The sequence below is a fragment of the Citrobacter amalonaticus Y19 genome (assembly GCF_000981805.1).
Lineage (GTDB): Bacteria > Pseudomonadota > Gammaproteobacteria > Enterobacterales > Enterobacteriaceae > Citrobacter_A > Citrobacter_A amalonaticus_C.
Genome location: NZ_CP011132.1, coordinates 5,533,893 through 5,551,231 on the forward strand (window position 1 = coordinate 5,533,893; position 17,339 = coordinate 5,551,231).

General features: G+C 54.6%; 18 protein-coding genes. 9 read left to right on the forward strand and 9 right to left on the reverse strand.

Annotated features, from left to right (window positions below; genetic code table 11):
• Nucleotides 1-7 precede the first annotated feature (7 nt).
• Nucleotides 8-424 carry a Holliday junction resolvase RuvX gene (gene ruvX, locus F384_RS25880; protein WP_046497251.1) on the reverse strand — a complete coding sequence of 139 codons (417 nt, stop codon included), beginning with the start codon at nucleotides 422-424 and terminating at the stop codon, nucleotides 8-10.
• Complete coding sequence (locus tag F384_RS25885; RefSeq protein ID WP_046497256.1) at nucleotides 424-987, reverse strand: YqgE/AlgH family protein; 564 nt, start codon at nucleotides 985-987, stop codon at nucleotides 424-426. The genes ruvX and F384_RS25885 overlap by 1 nt, the downstream gene beginning before the upstream one ends.
• Nucleotides 988-1,511: 524 nt before the next feature.
• On the opposite strand from F384_RS25885, the gene F384_RS30070 reads away from it, so the two are divergent.
• Nucleotides 1,512-1,790 carry a hypothetical protein gene (locus F384_RS30070; RefSeq protein ID WP_155404035.1) on the forward strand — a complete coding sequence of 93 codons (279 nt, stop codon included), beginning with the start codon at nucleotides 1,512-1,514 and terminating at the stop codon, nucleotides 1,788-1,790.
• Nucleotides 1,791-1,826: 36 nt separating this feature from the next.
• Here the strand turns inward: F384_RS30070 and gshB are convergent, their stop codons facing one another.
• The 6 genes from gshB to metK form a co-directional block, all read right to left on the reverse strand.
• Nucleotides 1,827-2,774 carry a glutathione synthase gene (gene gshB, locus F384_RS25890; protein WP_046497260.1) on the reverse strand — a complete coding sequence of 316 codons (948 nt, stop codon included), beginning with the start codon at nucleotides 2,772-2,774 and terminating at the stop codon, nucleotides 1,827-1,829.
• 12 nt (nucleotides 2,775-2,786) lie between these two features.
• Complete coding sequence (gene rsmE / locus F384_RS25895; RefSeq protein WP_046497263.1) at nucleotides 2,787-3,518, reverse strand: 16S rRNA (uracil(1498)-N(3))-methyltransferase; 732 nt, start codon at nucleotides 3,516-3,518, stop codon at nucleotides 2,787-2,789.
• Nucleotides 3,519-3,597: 79 nt separating this feature from the next.
• A complete protein-coding gene (gene endA, locus F384_RS25900) occupies nucleotides 3,598-4,305 on the reverse strand; it encodes a deoxyribonuclease I (protein WP_046497264.1) in 708 nt (235 codons plus the stop codon).
• A 91-nt stretch (nucleotides 4,306-4,396) separates the two neighbouring features.
• On the reverse strand, nucleotides 4,397-4,897 hold the full coding sequence (locus F384_RS25905; RefSeq protein WP_052746992.1) for a SprT family zinc-dependent metalloprotease: 501 nt from the start codon (nucleotides 4,895-4,897) through the stop codon (nucleotides 4,397-4,399).
• Between the two features lie 77 nt (nucleotides 4,898-4,974).
• Nucleotides 4,975-6,369 carry a galactose/proton symporter gene (galP, locus tag F384_RS25910; RefSeq protein ID WP_046497268.1) on the reverse strand — a complete coding sequence of 465 codons (1,395 nt, stop codon included), beginning with the start codon at nucleotides 6,367-6,369 and terminating at the stop codon, nucleotides 4,975-4,977.
• A 498-nt stretch (nucleotides 6,370-6,867) separates the two neighbouring features.
• Nucleotides 6,868-8,022: a methionine adenosyltransferase gene (gene metK / locus F384_RS25915; RefSeq protein ID WP_046497269.1), complete on the reverse strand. Its 1,155-nt coding sequence runs from the start codon at nucleotides 8,020-8,022 to the stop codon at nucleotides 6,868-6,870.
• A 138-nt stretch (nucleotides 8,023-8,160) separates the two neighbouring features.
• Between metK and F384_RS30545 the strand changes: the two genes are divergently transcribed.
• The 5 genes from F384_RS30545 to speB all read left to right on the forward strand — a co-directional run bounded on the left by F384_RS30545 (nucleotide 8,161) and on the right by speB (nucleotide 11,978).
• Nucleotides 8,161-8,499 (forward strand): hypothetical protein, encoded by a 339-nt coding sequence (locus tag F384_RS30545; RefSeq protein WP_155404036.1) that lies wholly within the window; start codon nucleotides 8,161-8,163, stop codon nucleotides 8,497-8,499.
• A gap of 61 nt (nucleotides 8,500-8,560) precedes the next feature.
• Nucleotides 8,561-8,704 (forward strand): hypothetical protein, encoded by a 144-nt coding sequence (locus tag F384_RS30700; protein ID WP_319424429.1) that lies wholly within the window; start codon nucleotides 8,561-8,563, stop codon nucleotides 8,702-8,704.
• A gap of 93 nt (nucleotides 8,705-8,797) precedes the next feature.
• The gene (gene yqgB / locus F384_RS29620) at nucleotides 8,798-8,929 is read left to right on the forward strand and encodes an acid stress response protein YqgB (protein WP_052746993.1); all 132 of its coding nucleotides are present in this window, start codon (nucleotides 8,798-8,800) and stop codon (nucleotides 8,927-8,929) included.
• Between the two features lie 8 nt (nucleotides 8,930-8,937).
• Complete coding sequence (gene speA / locus F384_RS25925) at nucleotides 8,938-10,914, forward strand: biosynthetic arginine decarboxylase (RefSeq protein ID WP_052746994.1); 1,977 nt, start codon at nucleotides 8,938-8,940, stop codon at nucleotides 10,912-10,914.
• 143 nt (nucleotides 10,915-11,057) lie between these two features.
• Nucleotides 11,058-11,978: an agmatinase gene (speB, locus tag F384_RS25930; protein ID WP_002434404.1), complete on the forward strand. Its 921-nt coding sequence runs from the start codon at nucleotides 11,058-11,060 to the stop codon at nucleotides 11,976-11,978.
• 145 nt (nucleotides 11,979-12,123) lie between these two features.
• Here speB and F384_RS25935 read toward each other — a convergent pair whose 3' ends face one another.
• Complete coding sequence (locus tag F384_RS25935; RefSeq protein ID WP_046497275.1) at nucleotides 12,124-12,882, reverse strand: M48 family metallopeptidase; 759 nt, start codon at nucleotides 12,880-12,882, stop codon at nucleotides 12,124-12,126.
• A gap of 278 nt (nucleotides 12,883-13,160) precedes the next feature.
• Here F384_RS25935 and tkt point away from each other — a divergent pair, with 278 nt between their 5' ends.
• The 3 genes from tkt to F384_RS25950 all read left to right on the forward strand — a co-directional run bounded on the left by tkt (nucleotide 13,161) and on the right by F384_RS25950 (nucleotide 17,318).
• Nucleotides 13,161-15,152: a transketolase gene (gene tkt / locus F384_RS25940; protein WP_046497276.1), complete on the forward strand. Its 1,992-nt coding sequence runs from the start codon at nucleotides 13,161-13,163 to the stop codon at nucleotides 15,150-15,152.
• Between the two features lie 315 nt (nucleotides 15,153-15,467).
• Nucleotides 15,468-15,911, forward strand: coding sequence for a PTS mannitol transporter subunit IIA (gene cmtB, locus F384_RS25945; protein ID WP_046497279.1), 444 nt, complete (start codon nucleotides 15,468-15,470; stop codon nucleotides 15,909-15,911).
• 27 nt (nucleotides 15,912-15,938) lie between these two features.
• Nucleotides 15,939-17,318, forward strand: a complete 1,380-nt coding sequence (locus F384_RS25950; RefSeq protein WP_046497280.1) for a PTS mannitol transporter subunit IICB — start codon at nucleotides 15,939-15,941, stop codon at nucleotides 17,316-17,318.
• Nucleotides 17,319-17,339: the final 21 nt, after the last annotated feature.

Here is a 17,339-nt window from a genome sequence, read left to right on the forward strand (position 1 = left end):
CGTGGCTTCAGTAGCCCTGCTCGAAGTAACTTTCGAGAATGATGACGGCGGAGGCGGAGTCAATCTTACCTTTGTTCAACGCGCGATAGCCGCCCTGCTCGAACAGGCCAGAGCGCGCCTCCACGGTGCTGAGTCGTTCATCGTGCAAGGTGACCGTGACGCCGAAACGACCGTGAATGCGGTTGGCGAATTTGCGCGCGCGGGCGGTGAGCGGTTGCTCTGTGCCGTCCATATTCAGCGGCAGACCAACGATTACCTCATTCGGTTGCCACTCTTTGAGCAGACGTTCGATCAGGTTCCAGTCCGGCGTACCGTCCTGCGCTTTAATCGCGGGCAGCGCGCGCGCCGTACCGGTTACCCGCTGACCAATCGCCACGCCGATACTTTTGGTGCCAAAATCAAAGGCCAGTAATGTTTCGCTCATCAGGCATGCCCTGCCACGCCGGGCATCGTCAGGATGTCGATGCCAATCAGCCGGGCCGCGTCACGCCAGCGATCGGCAATCGGTGTTTTGAACAGAATATTGAGATCGGCAGGGGCGGTCAGCCAGGCGTTATCCAGCAGCTCTTGTTCAAGCTGGCCTTTCTCCCAGGAGGAGTAACCGAGCGCGACCAGCACCTCGGCAGGCTGTTCGCTCGTGCCTAAGGTTTCGAGCACGTCGCGTGAAGTGGTGATCACGGTGTTATCCGAGATGCGGATACTGGAGGCAAAGCGCGACGGCGGCGTGTGCAGGATAAACCCGCGATCTTCCGCTAACGGGCCGCCAAGCATCACTGCTTTATCCAGACGGATCGCCGGATCGCGCGGTTCCGGCGCGATTTTCAGTTTTTCCAGAATCCCTTCAATCTGGAGATTTTCCAGAGGCTTATTCACAATGATCCCCATTGCGCCATCTTCGTTATGTTCGCAAATGTACACCACTGAACGGCGGAAAATCGGATCCTGGAGAGCAGGCATGGCAATAAGAAAGTGGTGCTGTAAATTCATTGTCAGAGGTTCTGTTTCCTGGTTCAAAAAAGCAACAGGGGTCAGTATGTGGGTAAAGCGCACGGATGTCACTACCGTAGGCCGGATAAGACGCTCGCGTCGCCATCCGGCATCGGTGTCTTAATGCCTGATGGCGCTGCGCTTATCAGGCCTACAGGGCTGCAAATGTGCTTCGAAAGCGTCCCGGTAAAGCGCACGGATGTCACTACCGTAGGCCGGATAAGACGCTCGCGTCGCCATCCGGCATCGGTGTCTTAATGCCTGATGGCGCGGCGCTTATCAGGCCTACAGGGCTTCGAAAGCGTCCATCAGCGTCCCTGTAAAGCGCACGGATGTCACTACCGTAGGTCGGATAAGACGTTCGCGTCGCCATCCGGCATCGGTGTCTTAATTCCTGATGGCGCTGCGCTTATCAGGCCTACAGGGCCGCAAACGCGCTTCGAAAGCGTCCCGGTAAAGTGCACGGATGTCACTACGGTAGGCCGGATAAGACGCTCGCGTCGCCATCCGGCATCGGTGCCTTAATGCCTGATGGCGCTGCGCTTATCAGGCCTACAGGGCCGCAAACGCGCTTCGAAAGCGTCCATCAGCGTCCCGGTAAAGCGCACGGATGTCACTATCGTAGGCCGGATAAGACGCTCGCGTCGCCATCCGGCATCGATGTCTTAATGCCTGATGGCGCGGCGCTAATCAGGCCTACAGGGCCGCAAACGCGCTTCGAAAGCGTCCCGGTAAAGCGCACGGATGTCACTACCGTAGGCCGGATAAGACGCTCGCGTCGCCATCCGGCATCGATGTTTTAATGCCTGATGGCGCTGCGCTTATCAGGCCTACAGGGATTATTTCTGCAAACGTGATTCGATGGCGTCCATCAGCATCCCGGTGATGGAGACAGGGAATTCGGCTTCAATCTCGCGGATGCAGGTCGGGCTGGTGACGTTAATCTCGGTCAGACGATCGCCAATGATGTCCAGACCGACAAAAATCAGCCCTTTGGCTTTCAGCGTGGGTCCGATACGGCGCGCGATTTCCCAGTCGCTGTCGGTTAACGGACGCGGTTCGCCACGACCGCCAGCGGCCAGATTGCCACGGGTTTCACCACCCTGCGGAATACGCGCCAGGCAGTACGGCACCGGTTCGCCATCGACGACCAGCACGCGCTTGTCACCATCTTTAATGGCGGGCAGATAGTTCTGCGCCATGCAGTAGCGGGTGCCATGTTCGGTCAGGGTTTCCGTAATCACGCCGAGGTTCGGGTCGCCTTCTTTAACGCGGAAGATTGACGCGCCGCCCATACCGTCCAGCGGCTTGAGAATAATATCGCTGTGCTTGTGCCAGAACGCCTTCAACTGTGCTTTGTTGCGGGTGACCAGCGTTTCCGGCGTCAGGTCTGAGAACCAGGCGGTGAACAGTTTTTCGTTACAGTCGCGCAGGCTCTGCGGTTTGTTGACGATAAGCGTTCCTTTCTCTTCCGCGCGTTCCAGAATATAGGTGGCGTAGATGAACTCGGTATCAAATGGCGGATCTTTACGCATCAAAATGACGTCGAGGGCGTCCAGCGGCAGATCCTGCTCGCCGGTAAACTCATACCATTTGTCGTAGTTCTGTTCGACGCTCAGAGTACGCGTGCGGGCGCGGGCTTCACCGTTAATCAGATAAAGATCGGCCATCTCCATATAATGAAGTTCGTAACCACGACGTTGCGCTTCCAGCAGCATAGCGAAGCTGGAATCTTTCTTGATATTGATGCTTGCGATGGGGTCCATCACGATGCCGAGCTTGATCATTATTCTTCTCCGTTAGCCCAGATCGCCAAATCGCACCTGAAGCGCGGTAATGGCGGTGAGCGCAGTTGTCTCAGTACGCAGAACGCGAGGTCCTAACAGAATATCAGTAAACTGATAGCGTGCGGTCATGGCAATTTCCTCTGCCGACAGCCCACCTTCCGGGCCAATCAACAGACGAACGCGCTCAACCGGCAGCGGCAATGTGTTTATGCTGTCGCTGGCGCGGGGATGGAGGTTTAGCTTCAACCCCTCGTCCTGTTCGGCACACCAGTCTTCCAGACTCATGGCCGGACGAATCTCCGGCACCCGGTTGCGACCACACTGTTCGCAGGCGGCAATGGCGATTTTCTGCCACTGCTGGAGCTTCTTGTTCAGACGTTCACTGTCCAGTTTAACGCCGCAGCGCTCAGAAAAAAGTGGCGTAATGAGGCTTACACCCAGTTCGATCGATTTCTGGATAGTGAACTCCATCTTCTCGCCGCGCGACATGACCTGACCAAGATGGATGTGCAGCGGTGATTCACGATCGTCAATCTCGCCACTGAGTACTTTCACGTCCACGCTTTTCTTGCTGGCGTGGGTGATTTCAGCAGCGAAAACCTGATTGCTGCCATCAAACAGTTGCAGTTCCTGGCCCGGCCCCATCCGCAGGACGCGTCCGATATGGTTGGCGGCATCTTCGCACAGGGAAATCTGGCTGCCGGCGGTGATGGGCTCTGGGTGATAAATGCGGGGAATGCGCATAGTTAAAAATCCGCGTCATCTCCCCACGCAGGCTCGCCGCGCGGGGTAAGGGGTTAATCAATTATCCCGCTAGTGTAGGTTAGCTCTTTTGCGCCTGGCAAGCGCGTTGCACGTAAGGGTTGTGGTTTCCCTGAATCTTCGCAATCCGGTCGTCGCGCTCACATTCCCAGTCGGTAACCGGATACCTCTTGTTCCAGGCGTTGAAAAGCTGGGTTTGCTGGCGGGAAAGCGTCAGGTTGTACTGGTCGCGCATATAAAAATAGGTCCGCGCAATCGCGCCGCGCGCGCGGGCTGGCGGCTCGGCGATCTTTTCTTTGAAATCGACTTTCATGGCGCACTGCCCGTACTGACCTTCGCCGCCGTTCCACTGGCTGTACATGAAGTTACCGCGATCGCCATTCACCTCACCCACGGCGGGTTGTAGGTTGTGCATGTCGCTTTCCATTTTGCGATAAACCGGATCTTTGGCGCAGTTTTTACGCCCACCGTCCTGCCAGCACTGGCGTTGATGACCAAACTGCCATGCCGGAACCACGTGTTCCCATTCGATTCGGCTGGCGCGGTTCTCGTTCTTTCGCACTTTATAGCCACAGGAGTCGAGATCGACGACCCCTTTCTTGCCCTGCCAGTTGATTTTGCATCCACAATAGAAGTCACCAGGAACATCGGCGTTAACCTTGACGCCTGCGGTCTTTGCCTGTGAAAAACTGTTAATGCCAGCGGCCAACGTCTGGCCTGAAAGAGCTACCGTAAAAAGGGCGGCAGCCAAAGAAAGATGACGGTACATCATGAACTCCGTATCAAAACGAGCCCGCAACGTAACGAAAGTTGATATGTGATGCAATCAGCCAGATCAGGAAAGTTCCTGATAGTTCTGATTATTTAAGCGGCACTAAGGGTTCGCCGCAGTGAACGCAGCGGTAGGTGGCTTCGCCACGCACAACACGATTATGGCGACGGATAGTTAACTGATGCTCCTGACACCGACAGCGGTAAGGGAAAGTGTTGCGGCGTACCGATTCGAGTTCGAACTGGTGCGTGCGGCGTGCGGGGACGCCGAGCACGCTTTCCATCATCCACTTCCACTCTTTACCGTGCGGCGCAACCCGGCCAAATCGCTTCCACACCAGTAAATGCGCCAGTTCGTGCGGTACCACTTCCTCGATAAACGCCTCGACGTTTTCCATCAATAGCACCGGATTGAGGCGAATTTCGTAACTCTCCAGCCAGGCGGTGCCGGCAGAGGTGCCGCGCTGCTGATACACCAGCTTTGGTTCGGGATAACTGCGGCCAAGCTTCAGGTTAGCCTGAGCGAGATTTTCCCGCAGGCTGCGCATAACGGCTTGCTGGACGGCGATAGGGAGACGGGCGGTTTTCATAACGGCAGAGAATAGTGCGACAGGGACGGGACTGCAAGAGGAAGACGTCCTCCCGTGGGGAGGACGCAAAGGGCGGATTAATCGTGCGCGCCGATTTCGCGCAGCTTACGACCTTTCATCAGGTTACGTTCGATGTGTTCCAGCGAGACGTGTTTGGTTTCCGGAACCAGCCACAGCGTCAGCAGGATAAACAGCACATTCAGACCCGCGTAGACCCAGAAGGTATTCGCGTTACCGAGGTTTTGCAGCATGGTCAGGAACGTCGCGCCGACAATCATGTTGGCAATCCAGTTGGTGGCGGTCGAGCAGGTGATACCGAAGTCGCGGCCTTTCAGCGGCTGGATTTCAGAACACAACACCCAAATCAGCGGACCGGCACTCATGGCGAAACCAATGATGAACATCAGCAGCATCGCGATAGCAAAGTACTGCGCGGACGGCGAGTGGATGCCGACATGCATCATCGTCCCGAGGATCCCCATTCCGGCCGCCATCACCAGGAAGCCCAGCGTCAGCGTCGGTTTACGACCCCAGCGGTCAACCAGGCCAATCGCGATAAAGGTGGCCAGCACGTTGGTCAGACCGACAATCACGGTGCCCCACATCTGCTCGGACGTATTGGTGTAACCCGCCATTTCAAAGATTTTTGGCGCGTAATACATGATGACGTTCATCCCGGTGAACTGCTGCATCACCTGCAACAGCACGCCAAGGAACACTGCACGACGGAAGTTGCTGTTCTCTTTGAACAGCGCCCAACCGCTTTGTTTCACCTGCAAACTTTCGCGGATCTCATCTAACTCGCGTTTGGCTTCCGCGCTGGTATCACGCAGACGTAGCAGCACGCGTTCGGCATCGACAAAGCGACGTTTCGCGGCAAACCAGCGCGGGCTGTCCGGCAGGAAGAAGACGCCGATCAGCAGCAGAATTGCCGGGATGATAATCACGCCCAGCATCCAGCGCCATGCGCCGCTGTAGCTGAAGGCGGTATCTGACAGATAGGCGCCGAGGATCCCGATGGTGATCATCAACTGGTACATAGAGATCATGCTGCCGCGAATTTTTTCCGGTGCGATCTCAGACAGGTACAGCGGGGCGGTGTACGAGGCTACGCCGACGGCCAGCCCCAGCAGAACGCGGGAGAGGATCAGCACTTCAACGTTCGGCGCCGCAGCGGAGAACAGGGACCCGGCAACAAACAGAATCGCGCCGATCATCAGGCTTTTCTTACGCCCGAGCCTGAAGGAGAGCCAGCCGCTGCCGACGGCACCGACCGCTGCGCCAAACATCATGGAGCTAACGACCCACTCCTGGGTGTGGGCGGAGATCTGGAATTCATCCGTGATAAACGGTAATGCGCCAGCGATAACGCCGATATCCAGGCCAAAAAGTAATCCTGCCAGGGCTGCAAGGAAGCAGACAAAAAAAGTCATCGCCTTATTGGAACGCCCCTGTTTTTTATTGTCAGGCATTATGCCCTCCGGTTGGGTTATCAGTTTTGTTGATAATTAGGGTAGGTGAGTACGACGTAAAAATATGTGACTGTTATCACGTTAGTGTAATCGGTTACACTGAGTGTGGACTGTCAGTTTTATTAACGCTCTGAAAATATAGTGTTAATTCTGTTGATGTGCATCCCGTTTGGCGCAGTTTCAGACTTAACTGAAATAAAATGTAACAGCAGATGAATGCAGAACATGAAAAGGGATTAATCTGAAAGCGAGGCTTTTCTAGGTTGGTGTAAGCGGTTTCATTTGGCGGGTTTTGCCGGATGGCGCTGCGCTTATCCGGCCTACGGATCAATGGGACTACGGTTTGTCGTTTTTTGCCGGGTGGCGGTTGCGCCTTACCCGGCCTATGAGTCCAGGGGTTGTAGGTCGGGTAAGGCGCAACCGCCACCCGACAGATGCCTCGCGCAGAAATGCAAAAGGCCAGCACGAGGCTGGCCTTAAGTTACGGATGTCGGTCGCTTATTTCAGACCGGCAGCCTCGCGCAGTACCTGCGCTTTGTCGGTTTTTTCCCACGGGAAATGTTCGCGACCAAAGTGACCGTAAGCGGCGGTCTCTTTGTAGATCGGGTGCAGCAGATCCAGCATCTGAATCAGGCCGTACGGACGCAGGTCGAAGAACTCGCGAACCAGCAGCGTCAGTTGCTCAGTAGGCACTTTCTCGGTACCGAAGGTTTCCACCATGATGGACGTTGGTTCTGCCACGCCGATCGCGTAGGAAACCTGAATTTCACAGCGATCGGCCAGACCTGCGGCAACGATGTTTTTCGCGACATAGCGTCCAGCGTAGGCCGCAGAGCGGTCAACTTTCGATGGATCTTTACCGGAGAATGCGCCGCCGCCGTGACGCGCCATGCCGCCGTAGGTATCAACGATGATCTTACGACCGGTCAGACCGCAGTCACCCATTGGCCCGCCGATAACAAAACGGCCGGTCGGGTTGATGAAGAATTTGGTGGCAGAGTTCAGCCATTCGGTCGGCAGAACCGGCTTGATGATCTCTTCCATCACCGCTTCTTTCAGTGAGGCCTGATCGATATCTTCCGCATGCTGGGTGGAGAGCACTACAGCATCGATGCCGACAATTTTGCCGTCGTCGTACTGGAACGTGACCTGGCTTTTCGCATCCGGACGCAGCCACGGCAGGGTACCGTTCTTACGCACTTCAGCCTGACGCTGCACCAGACGGTGTGCGTAGGTGATCGGCGCGGGCATCAGTACCTCGGTTTCGTTGGTGGCATAGCCAAACATCAGGCCCTGGTCGCCTGCGCCCTGTTCCAGCGGATCGGCACGGTCAACGCCCTGGTTGATATCCGGGGACTGCTTACCAATGGCGCTCAGGACAGCACACGAGTTGGCATCAAAGCCCATGTCGGAATGCACATAGCCAATTTCGCGCACGGTGTTACGTGTGATCTCTTCGATATCAACCCATGCGCTGGTGGTGATTTCACCGCCGACTAAAACCATGCCGGTTTTTACGTAGGTCTCACACGCGACGCGCGCTTTCGGATCCTGTTCCAGAATAGCATCCAGCACGGCATCAGAGATTTGGTCAGCGATTTTGTCAGGATGCCCTTCTGATACGGACTCGGACGTAAAAAGGTGTTTTGCCATGTTTTATTTCACCTAAGGAGAATTTGGTTAGCTCAAACTGTTGTGTGGAAAAGCCAAAGCAGAAGATTCTACCAAGGCCTGCAGGTTAGTGACACTGGCAGTCTGAGTGTTAATCAGTATGGATGGATTAACATCTGGATGGCTATTTTAGGTCACTTCTTCACCCGATTTCCACTATTTTTTGAATCAGGTCTCACTGTGTTGAAAACGCTGGTGGAAATTTTTGCAGACACTGCTGGCAATGTGCGCATTTATGTTTTGCTTTTTTACCGTGTTGTCGGTATAAAACGCGGCGCGCGGCTCATATCCGTCATACTTCAAGTTGCATGTGCGTTGGCTTCCTCGTTCGCCCCAGTCACTTACTCATGTAAGCTCCCGGGGACTCACTGCGTTGCCGCCTTCCTGCAACTCGAATTATTTTGGATAGACAAAAAGCACACGACGTTTTCTTCGTGTCGCCACTTCCAGCCGGGTTAAAACGTAGCTTTGGCTTGTGGGTTCGTTCCTGATGGAGCGACCGTGGAGGTGATAAGAGATAATGAACCGTTGTATTCTGCTGAATCTGTCGCACCGTTCTGGTGTGTGTCTGTCCCCCGCAATTTGCATCTCTGCTTTGCATACCTGCCGATGTTATACCCATCTCGGCGCTTCTCAGGACTCCAGAGCCGGTAACAGGCACTAAGGACTGAACAAGGGCGCTCTTGTGTAAACAAGAGTTTTCTCGTGGTTTCGCCGAACTGTCATACGTAAGTTCGGTTACGTGTTTTACAATGATATGAAAAAGAAACCGGTCGCTCAGGCGGAGTACCAGCACGTTATGCTGGGAAATCCGACTGTTTATGGGTTGTTATCGCCTCTTCGGATTGCGATAGTAGTCAACTGTTTTACACTTGTTACTAAAATTTGAGGTTCGCTATGTCTGACGACATGTCTTTGGGTTCGCCTTCGTCAGCAGGCGGACAGGGTGTACTACGCTCCATGCAGGAGGTTGCAATGAGCTCCCAGGAAGCCAGCAAGATGCTGCGTACTTACAATATTGCCTGGTGGGGCAATAACTACTATGACGTCAATGAGTTGGGTCACATTAGCGTGTGCCCGGACCCGGACGTACCGCACGCGTGCGTCGATCTCGCTAAGCTGGTGAAAGCGCGCGAAGCGCAGGGGCAACGCCTGCCTGCACTGTTTTGCTTCCCACAGATCCTGCAACACCGCCTGCGCTCCATTAACGCCGCGTTCAAACGCGCGCGCGAGTCGTACGGCTACAACGGTGACTATTTCCTGGTCTATCCGATCAAGGTTAACCAGCATCGTCGTGTAATCGAATCCCTCATCCACTCTGGCGAACCGCTGGGGCTGGAAGCCGGTTCCAAAGCTGAACTGATGGCGGTCCTGGCGCATGCCGGGATGACCCGTTCCGTGATCGTGTGTAACGGCTATAAGGACCGTGAATACATCCGTCTGGCGCTGATCGGCGAGAAGATGGGCCACAAGGTCTATCTGGTCATCGAGAAGATGTCTGAAATCGCGATTGTGCTGGATGAAGCCGAACGTCTGAATGTCATTCCGCGTCTGGGCGTGCGTGCGCGTCTGGCATCGCAGGGCTCCGGTAAATGGCAGTCCTCCGGCGGCGAAAAATCCAAATTCGGTCTGGCGGCAACGCAGGTACTACAACTGGTGGAAACCCTGCGCGAAGCCGGGCGTCTCGATAGCCTGCAACTGCTGCATTTCCATCTCGGTTCGCAGATGGCGAATATTCGCGACATCGCCACCGGCGTGCGTGAGTCCGCGCGGTTCTATGTTGAGCTGCATAAGCTGGGCGTCGATATTCAGTGTTTCGACGTCGGCGGCGGTCTGGGCGTGGACTACGAAGGTACCCGCTCGCAGTCTGACTGCTCGGTGAACTACGGCCTGAATGAGTACGCCAACAACATCATCTGGGCGATTGGCGATGCCTGTGAGGAAAATGGCCTGCCGCATCCGACGGTGATCACCGAGTCTGGTCGTGCGGTTACCGCGCACCACACGGTGCTGGTGTCCAACATCATCGGCGTTGAGCGTAACGAATATACCGTGCCTGTCGCCCCGGCTGACGATGCGCCACGTGCGCTGCAAAGCATGTGGGAAACCTGGCAGGAGATGCACGAACCGGGCACCCGTCGCTCGCTGCGTGAATGGTTGCACGACAGCCAGATGGATCTGCACGATATCCACATCGGCTACTCTTCCGGCACCTTCAGCCTGCAGGAGCGTGCGTGGGCGGAACAGCTTTACTTAAGCATGTGTCACGAAGTGCAGAAACAACTGGATCCGCAAAACCGCGCGCACCGTCCGATCATCGATGAACTGCAGGAGCGCATGGCGGACAAAATGTACGTCAACTTCTCGCTGTTCCAGTCGATGCCGGATGCGTGGGGTATCGATCAACTGTTCCCGGTCTTGCCGCTGGAAGGGCTGGATCAGGTGCCTGAACGTCGTGCGGTGCTGCTGGACATCACCTGTGATTCCGACGGCGCTATCGATCACTACATCGACGGCGACGGCATTGCGACCACCATGCCGATGCCGGAGTACGATCCGGATAACCCGCCAATGCTCGGTTTCTTCATGGTCGGTGCGTATCAGGAGATCCTCGGTAATATGCACAACCTGTTCGGTGATACAGAAGCGGTTGACGTGTTTGTCTTCCCGGACGGCAGCGTGGAAGTTGAGCTGTCGGATGAAGGGGATACCGTGGCGGACATGCTGCAATACGTGCAGTTGGATCCGAAAACGTTGCTGACGCACTTCCGCGATCAGGTGAAACAGACCGATCTGGATGATGCGTTGCAGCAGCAGTTCCTCGAAGAGTTCGAGGCGGGTCTGTACGGCTATACGTATCTCGAAGATGAATAATGGCTGATGCCCGGGTGACTTGAACCTGGGCAATTAAGCAGCGATAATTTAGCTAATTACTGTGTTTACGAATCAAACCCTTTCTCGTCGGGCCTAACGACGCGGGAGGGTTTTTTTATATCGACGAATATGAGGTTTTTGCCATGAGCACCTTAGGTCATCAGTACGATAACTCTCTGGTTTCTAACGCGTTTGGTTTTTTACGTCTTCCGATGAACTTCCAGCCGTACGACAGCGACGCTGACTGGGTGATCACTGGCGTGCCGTTTGACATGGCGACGTCCGGTCGCGCGGGTGGACGTCACGGCCCAGCGGCAATCCGTCAGGTGTCAACGAATCTGGCCTGGGAACACAACCGCTTCCCGTGGAACTTCGACATGCGTGAGCGTCTGAACGTTGTGGACTGCGGCGATCTGGTTTACGCCTTTGGCGACGCGCGTGAAATGAGCGAAAAACTGCAGGCGCACGCAGAGAAACTGCTGGCGGCCGGTAAACGTATGCTCTCTTTTGGTGGTGACCACTTTGTAACGCTGCCGCTGCTGCGTGCGCACGCAAAACACTTTGGCAAAATGGCGCTGGTGCATTTCGATGCCCACACCGACACCTATGCGAACGGCTGTGAGTTCGACCACGGCACGATGTTCTACACCGCGCCGAACGAAGGTCTGATCGACCCGAATCACTCTGTGCAGATCGGTATTCGTACGGAGTTTGACAAAGACAACGGCTTTACCGTGCTGGACGCGTGCCAGGTGAACGATCGCGGTGTTGATGACATCATCGCTCAGGTGAAGCAGATTGTCGGTGACATGCCGGTCTATCTGACCTTTGATATCGACTGCCTGGATCCGGCATTCGCGCCGGGGACCGGTACGCCGGTGATTGGCGGTCTGACCTCCGATCGCGCTATCAAGCTGGTACGTGGTCTGAAAGATCTGAACATCGTGGGGATGGACGTGGTGGAAGTGGCACCGGCTTACGACCAGTCCGAAATTACCGCCCTGGCGGCGGCCACGCTGGCGCTGGAGATGCTGTACATCCAGGCGGCGAAGAAAGGCGAGTAACGGGCTAAGTGCCGGATGGTGATGCTAACGCATCTTATCCGGCCTACCACACTGGCTTCGCCAATAACGCCCGATCACCGGACTAAATTTGTTGTTCTGTAGGCCGGATAAGGCGTTTACGCCGCCATCCGGCGCTGTTCAATGGTTACTTGATCCCGTCTGCGCTCATGCGATCGCGAATATGCTGCGCACGTTCTGCCGATGCCGGGTGATCGTCAAACATGGAACTCTGACGACCCGCTTCCAGTTTTGCCAGCTTTTCAAAGCTGGTGGCAAGACCCGCCGGATTGATACCACGTTTGCGCAACAAATCGTACGAGTAGTCGTCCGCTTCCGATTCCTGACGCTGGGAGAACTGCGAGTTCACCAGTTTTTCCCCCAGATCGCCGAGCTGTGATTGCGACAGGCTACCGACGATCCCACCCGCAGAGGCCGCGGCGGCGCGAACGGCGTTGGTGCCCAGCGCCACCTGCATGCCTTTCTTCACGTGTCCGAGCGCAACGTGTCCCATTTCATGGCCAATTACCGCTTCGACTTCGTTATCCGTCATCATGTCCATCAGGCCGCTATACACGCGAATACAGCCATTCGCCATCGCGAAGGCGTTTACGTCTTTCGCCATGTAGACCTTGTAATTGACCGCTTGTCCGTTGATGTTATCGCCGAGCGCCGTGGCGATTTTACTCAGGCGCTTCGCGTACTCGCTGCCGGCAGGCGCGATGGTCGCTTTACTATCCATTTCCGTACAGGCCTGATTGCTTAACGCGATAACCTGCGCGTCGCTCAGGCTGTAGGCCTGAAACGCCTCGGCTCCCGAGGAGAGCAGTCCATTAGAGTTCATATTCTGGCAGCCGGTCAGCACCGTCGCCATGCCCATAGCAAGCAGTAACGCGCGAATCTTCATGATTTTTCTTCCACACGAAATGAGGATTGTTCTAAAAGTGCGCTATTTGCAGATGAATCAGCGCTCACGCTAAGTATAAAGAAAAGAACAACAAGCGGGCGAGCAGATTGCGCAACATGCGAGTGTGATCCGGAGATTTCTGAAGCGGCAAAAGGATGCTCCATGTACATGACAGGCGGCTTGGGTTACATTGTTGGCACTTTTTTCCGGCGTAGCCCAAAACGCGCTGTCGTCAAGTCGTTGCGGGTATGGCCTTCATCATCCGATCTGGAGTCAAAATGTCCTCACGTAAAGAGCTTGCCAATGCTATTCGTGCGCTGAGCATGGACGCAGTACAGAAAGCCAAATCCGGTCACCCGGGTGCCCCGATGGGTATGGCTGACATTGCCGAAGTCCTGTGGCGTGATTTCCTGAACCACAACCCAAGCAACCCGTCCTGGGCCGATCGTGACCGCTTCGTCCTGTCCAACGGTCACGGCTCCATGTTGATTTACAGCCTGCTGCACCTCACCGGTTACGATCTGCCGATGTCTGAGCTGCAAAACTTCCGTCAGTTGCATTCCAAAACCCCGGGTCACCCGGAAGTGGGTTACACCGCCGGTGTTGAAACCACCACGGGTCCGCTGGGTCAGGGGATTGCTAACGCAGTCGGTATGGCTATCGCTGAAAAAACACTGGCGGCACAGTTCAACCGTCCGGGCCATGACATCGTTGACCATTACACCTATGCGTTCATGGGCGACGGCTGCATGATGGAAGGTATCTCTCACGAGGTATGTTCTCTGGCCGGTACCCTGAAACTGGGCAAGCTGGTGGCGTTCTATGATGACAACGGTATCTCCATCGATGGTCACGTTGAAGGCTGGTTCACTGACGATACCGCGAAGCGTTTCGAAGCCTACGGCTGGCACGTCGTTCGCGGCGTTGACGGTCATGATGCTGACGCTATCAAACGTGCGGTAGAAGAAGCGCGTAAAGTGACCGACAAACCGTCCCTGCTGATGTGCAAAACCATCATCGGTTTCGGTTCCCCGAACAAAGCCGGCACCCACGACTCCCACGGTGCGCCGCTGGGCGACGCCGAAATCGCACTGACCCGCGAACAGCTGGGCTGGAAATACGCGCCGTTCGAAATCCCGTCTGAAATCTATGCTCAGTGGGATGCGAAAGAAGCAGGCCAGGCGAAAGAATCCGCGTGGAACGAGAAGTTCGCTGCCTATGCGAAAGTCTTCCCGCAGGAAGCCGCTGAATTTACCCGTCGTATGAAAGGCGAAATGCCGTCTGATTTCGACGCGAAAGCGAACGAATTCATCGCGAAGCTGCAGGCCAACCCGGCGAAAATCGCCAGCCGTAAAGCCTCTCAGAATGCGATCGAAGCCTTCGGCCCGCTGCTTCCTGAGTTCCTCGGCGGCTCCGCTGACCTCGCGCCGTCTAACCTGACTATCTGGTCTGGTTCGAAAGCCATTAACGAAGATACCGCCGGTAACTACATCCATTATGGTGTGCGTGAATTCGGTATGACCGCGATTGCCAACGGTATCGCGCTGCACGGCGGTTTCCTGCCGTACACCTCCACCTTCCTGATGTTCGTGGAATATGCCCGTAACGCGGTGCGTATGGCTGCGCTGATGAAACAGCGTCAGGTGATGGTTTACACCCACGACTCCATCGGTCTGGGCGAAGATGGCCCGACTCACCAGCCGGTAGAGCAGGTGGCTTCTCTGCGCGTCACGCCGAACATGAGCACATGGCGTCCGTGTGACCAGGTTGAATCCGCGGTGGCGTGGAAGTACGGTGTTGAGCGTCAGGACGGTCCGACCGCGCTGATCCTCTCCCGTCAGAACCTAGCGCAGCAGGAGCGTACTGCAGAGCAACTGGCGAACATCGCGCGCGGTGGCTACGTACTGAAAGATTGCGCAGGCCAGCCAGAGCTTATCTTCATCGCGACCGGTTCTGAAGTTGAACTGGCGGTTGCCGCATGGGACAAACTGACCGCAGAAGGCGTGAAAGCGCGCGTGGTCTCCATGCCGTCTACCGACGCGTTCGACAAGCAGGATGCCGCTTACCGTGAATCCGTTCTGCCGAAAGCGGTTACCGCTCGCGTGGCAGTGGAAGCCGGTATCGCTGACTACTGGTTCAAATATGTGGGCCTGAACGGCGCGATTGTTGGCATGACCACCTTCGGTGAGTCTGCGCCGGCAGAGCTGCTGTTCGAAGAGTTTGGCTTCACCGTCGACAACGTGGTTGCGAAGGCAAAAGCGCTGCTGTAATCATTTCAACAGCCTCTAACGGGTCGCTTCGGCGGCCCGTTATCATCTAAAAAGAAAATTATTTTCACTCAGGCAAGTGCTTATTGTAGATATGCTTCACAAAATTGATATTTAGTGAGTTTGGTTATTTGCAATGTGCATCACATAACTGCTCTTGCTATTTTTATTTTTAATCATAACGATCTGTTTTTTAATGATTTGCATTATTGCCCCTTTTCTCTGCCTCTGTTTTCCCCTTGATTGATTTCATTTTGCCGCACGCGTATTTTGTTTTTAGCGATAAGTTGTACCCTAAAAATAAAATAAGGATAATTTATGCGGTTGATTGACTATTTTCCTGAAGCTTCTATTTCAATAAAACCGGTGGCAAAGAACTGGCAGGAAGCCATTGATTTTTCCATGTCATCATTGCTGGCGAATCATTATGTCAATGCGAACTATATTCAGGCTATAAAAGATTCGACGATAAACAATGGTCCTTATTATATTCTGGCTCCCGGTGTGGCTATGCCTCATGCTCGCCCGGAATGTGGTGCTTTAAAAACAGGCATGTCATTAACGTTACTTAAACAAGAAGTGCAGTTTGCCGAAGATGACGAACCCATAAAATTACTCATCGGGTTATCAGCGGCGAATGCCGATTCACATATCGGCGCTATCCAGGCTTTAAGCGAACTATTATGTGAAGAGGAAAACCTGGCAGCATTATTTGCTGCTAAATCAGAAAAACAGCTGGCGGATATTATCGCCAGCGCATAATCATTTTCTCCTCGACAGGATATTATCATGGAACACAAGTCTGCTCGTGCAAAGGTCCAGGCTTTTGGGGGATTTTTGACTGCAATGGTCATCCCTAATATCGGTGCTTTTATTGCCTGGGGTTTAATTACTGCCTTATTTATTCCGACCGGATGGATGCCCAATGAGCATTTCGCCAAAATAGTCGGCCCGATGATTACCTATTTGCTACCCGTGATGATTGGCTCCACCGGCGGACATCTGGTGGGCGGGAAGCGTGGGGCGGTGATGGGGGGAATCGGTACTATCGGCGTGATTATTGGCGCGGATATCCCGATGTTCCTCGGTTCAATGATCATGGGGCCATTGGGTGGTCTGGTGATTAAATACATCGATCGCCTGCTGGACCAGCGTATTCCCGCAGGTTTTGAGATGGTGATTAATAACTTCTCTTTAGGCATCGCCGGGATGTTGTTGTGCCTGCTGGGGTTTGAAGTCATTGGCCCGGCGGTACTCATTGCCAATAACTTTGTCAAAGAGTGCATTGAATCACTGGTGCATGCGGGTTATCTGCCACTGCTCTCATTGATTAACGAACCCGCGAAAATTCTTTTTCTGAATAATGCGATCGACCAGGGCGTTTATTATCCGCTGGGCATGCAGCAGGCCTCGGAGACGGGAAAATCCATCTTCTTCATGGTGGCGTCGAACCCTGGCCCCGGTTTAGGTTTACTGCTGGCGTTTGCCTTCTTTGGTAAAGGGATGGCGAAGAAATCTGCCCCCGGCGCTATGATTATCCATTTTCTGGGGGGTATCCACGAACTCTACTTCCCGTATGTGCTGATGAAGCCCCTGACCCTGATCGGCATGATTGCCGGGGGAATGAGCGGAACATGGGTCTTTAATCTGTTAGGTGGCGGCCTGGTTGCGGGGCCCAGTCCTGGATCGATTTTCGCTTATCTGGCATTGACGCCAAAAGGCGCTTTCCTTGCCACGATTGCGGGTGTCACGGCGGGAACAGTGGTGACCTTTGTCATTACCTCCTTCATTCTGAAAATGGAGAAAAATAGCGAAGTCGAAAGCAAAGATGCCTTCAGCGAATCCGCTGACGCCGTCAAAGCCATGAAGCAGGAAGGCAACTTTTCATATCGCAATGTCAAACGTATCGCCTTTGTCTGTGATGCAGGCATGGGGTCCAGTGCGATGGGGGCAACGACGTTTCGTAAGCGTCTGGAAAAAGCCGGGTTGTCTATCGATGTCAAACATTACGCCATCGAAAATGTTCCTGATGATGCCGATATTATCGTGACTCACGCCAGCCTTGAGGGGCGCGTTAAGCGAGTCAGTAATAAGCCCCTGGTGTTGATAAAAAATTATATTGGCGACCCGCTCCTTGACGATTTATTTAATCACTTAACGTCGAATTAGCATTTCTGGTTCCTGGAGTAA

Bases quoted from the DNA above. Each gene is read 5' to 3' on its own strand.
- endA (WP_046497264.1), bottom strand. From the start codon at position 4,305: ATGTACCGTCATCTTTCTTTGGCTGCCGCCCTTTTTACGGTAGCTCTT.
- F384_RS30070 (WP_155404035.1), top strand. From the start codon at position 1,512: ATGCCTGATGGCGCTGCGCTTATCAGGCCTACAGGGCCGCAAACGCGC.
- gshB (WP_046497260.1), bottom strand. From the start codon at position 2,774: ATGATCAAGCTCGGCATCGTGATGGACCCCATCGCAAGCATCAATATC.
- rsmE (WP_046497263.1), bottom strand. From the start codon at position 3,518: ATGCGCATTCCCCGCATTTATCACCCAGAGCCCATCACCGCCGGCAGC.
- tkt (WP_046497276.1), top strand. From the start codon at position 13,161: ATGTCCTCACGTAAAGAGCTTGCCAATGCTATTCGTGCGCTGAGCATG.
- F384_RS30545 (WP_155404036.1), top strand. From the start codon at position 8,161: ATGGCTATTTTAGGTCACTTCTTCACCCGATTTCCACTATTTTTTGAA.
- ruvX (WP_046497251.1), bottom strand. From the start codon at position 424: ATGAGCGAAACATTACTGGCCTTTGATTTTGGCACCAAAAGTATCGGC.
- F384_RS25905 (WP_052746992.1), bottom strand. From the start codon at position 4,897: ATGAAAACCGCCCGTCTCCCTATCGCCGTCCAGCAAGCCGTTATGCGC.
- cmtB (WP_046497279.1), top strand. From the start codon at position 15,468: ATGCGGTTGATTGACTATTTTCCTGAAGCTTCTATTTCAATAAAACCG.
- F384_RS25935 (WP_046497275.1), bottom strand. From the start codon at position 12,882: ATGAAGATTCGCGCGTTACTGCTTGCTATGGGCATGGCGACGGTGCTG.
- galP (WP_046497268.1), bottom strand. From the start codon at position 6,369: ATGCCTGACAATAAAAAACAGGGGCGTTCCAATAAGGCGATGACTTTT.
- metK (WP_046497269.1), bottom strand. From the start codon at position 8,022: ATGGCAAAACACCTTTTTACGTCCGAGTCCGTATCAGAAGGGCATCCT.
- F384_RS25885 (WP_046497256.1), bottom strand. From the start codon at position 987: ATGAATTTACAGCACCACTTTCTTATTGCCATGCCTGCTCTCCAGGAT.
- F384_RS25950 (WP_046497280.1), top strand. From the start codon at position 15,939: ATGGAACACAAGTCTGCTCGTGCAAAGGTCCAGGCTTTTGGGGGATTT.
- F384_RS30700 (WP_319424429.1), top strand. From the start codon at position 8,561: ATGAACCGTTGTATTCTGCTGAATCTGTCGCACCGTTCTGGTGTGTGT.
- yqgB (WP_052746993.1), top strand. From the start codon at position 8,798: ATGAAAAAGAAACCGGTCGCTCAGGCGGAGTACCAGCACGTTATGCTG.
- speB (WP_002434404.1), top strand. From the start codon at position 11,058: ATGAGCACCTTAGGTCATCAGTACGATAACTCTCTGGTTTCTAACGCG.
- speA (WP_052746994.1), top strand. From the start codon at position 8,938: ATGTCTGACGACATGTCTTTGGGTTCGCCTTCGTCAGCAGGCGGACAG.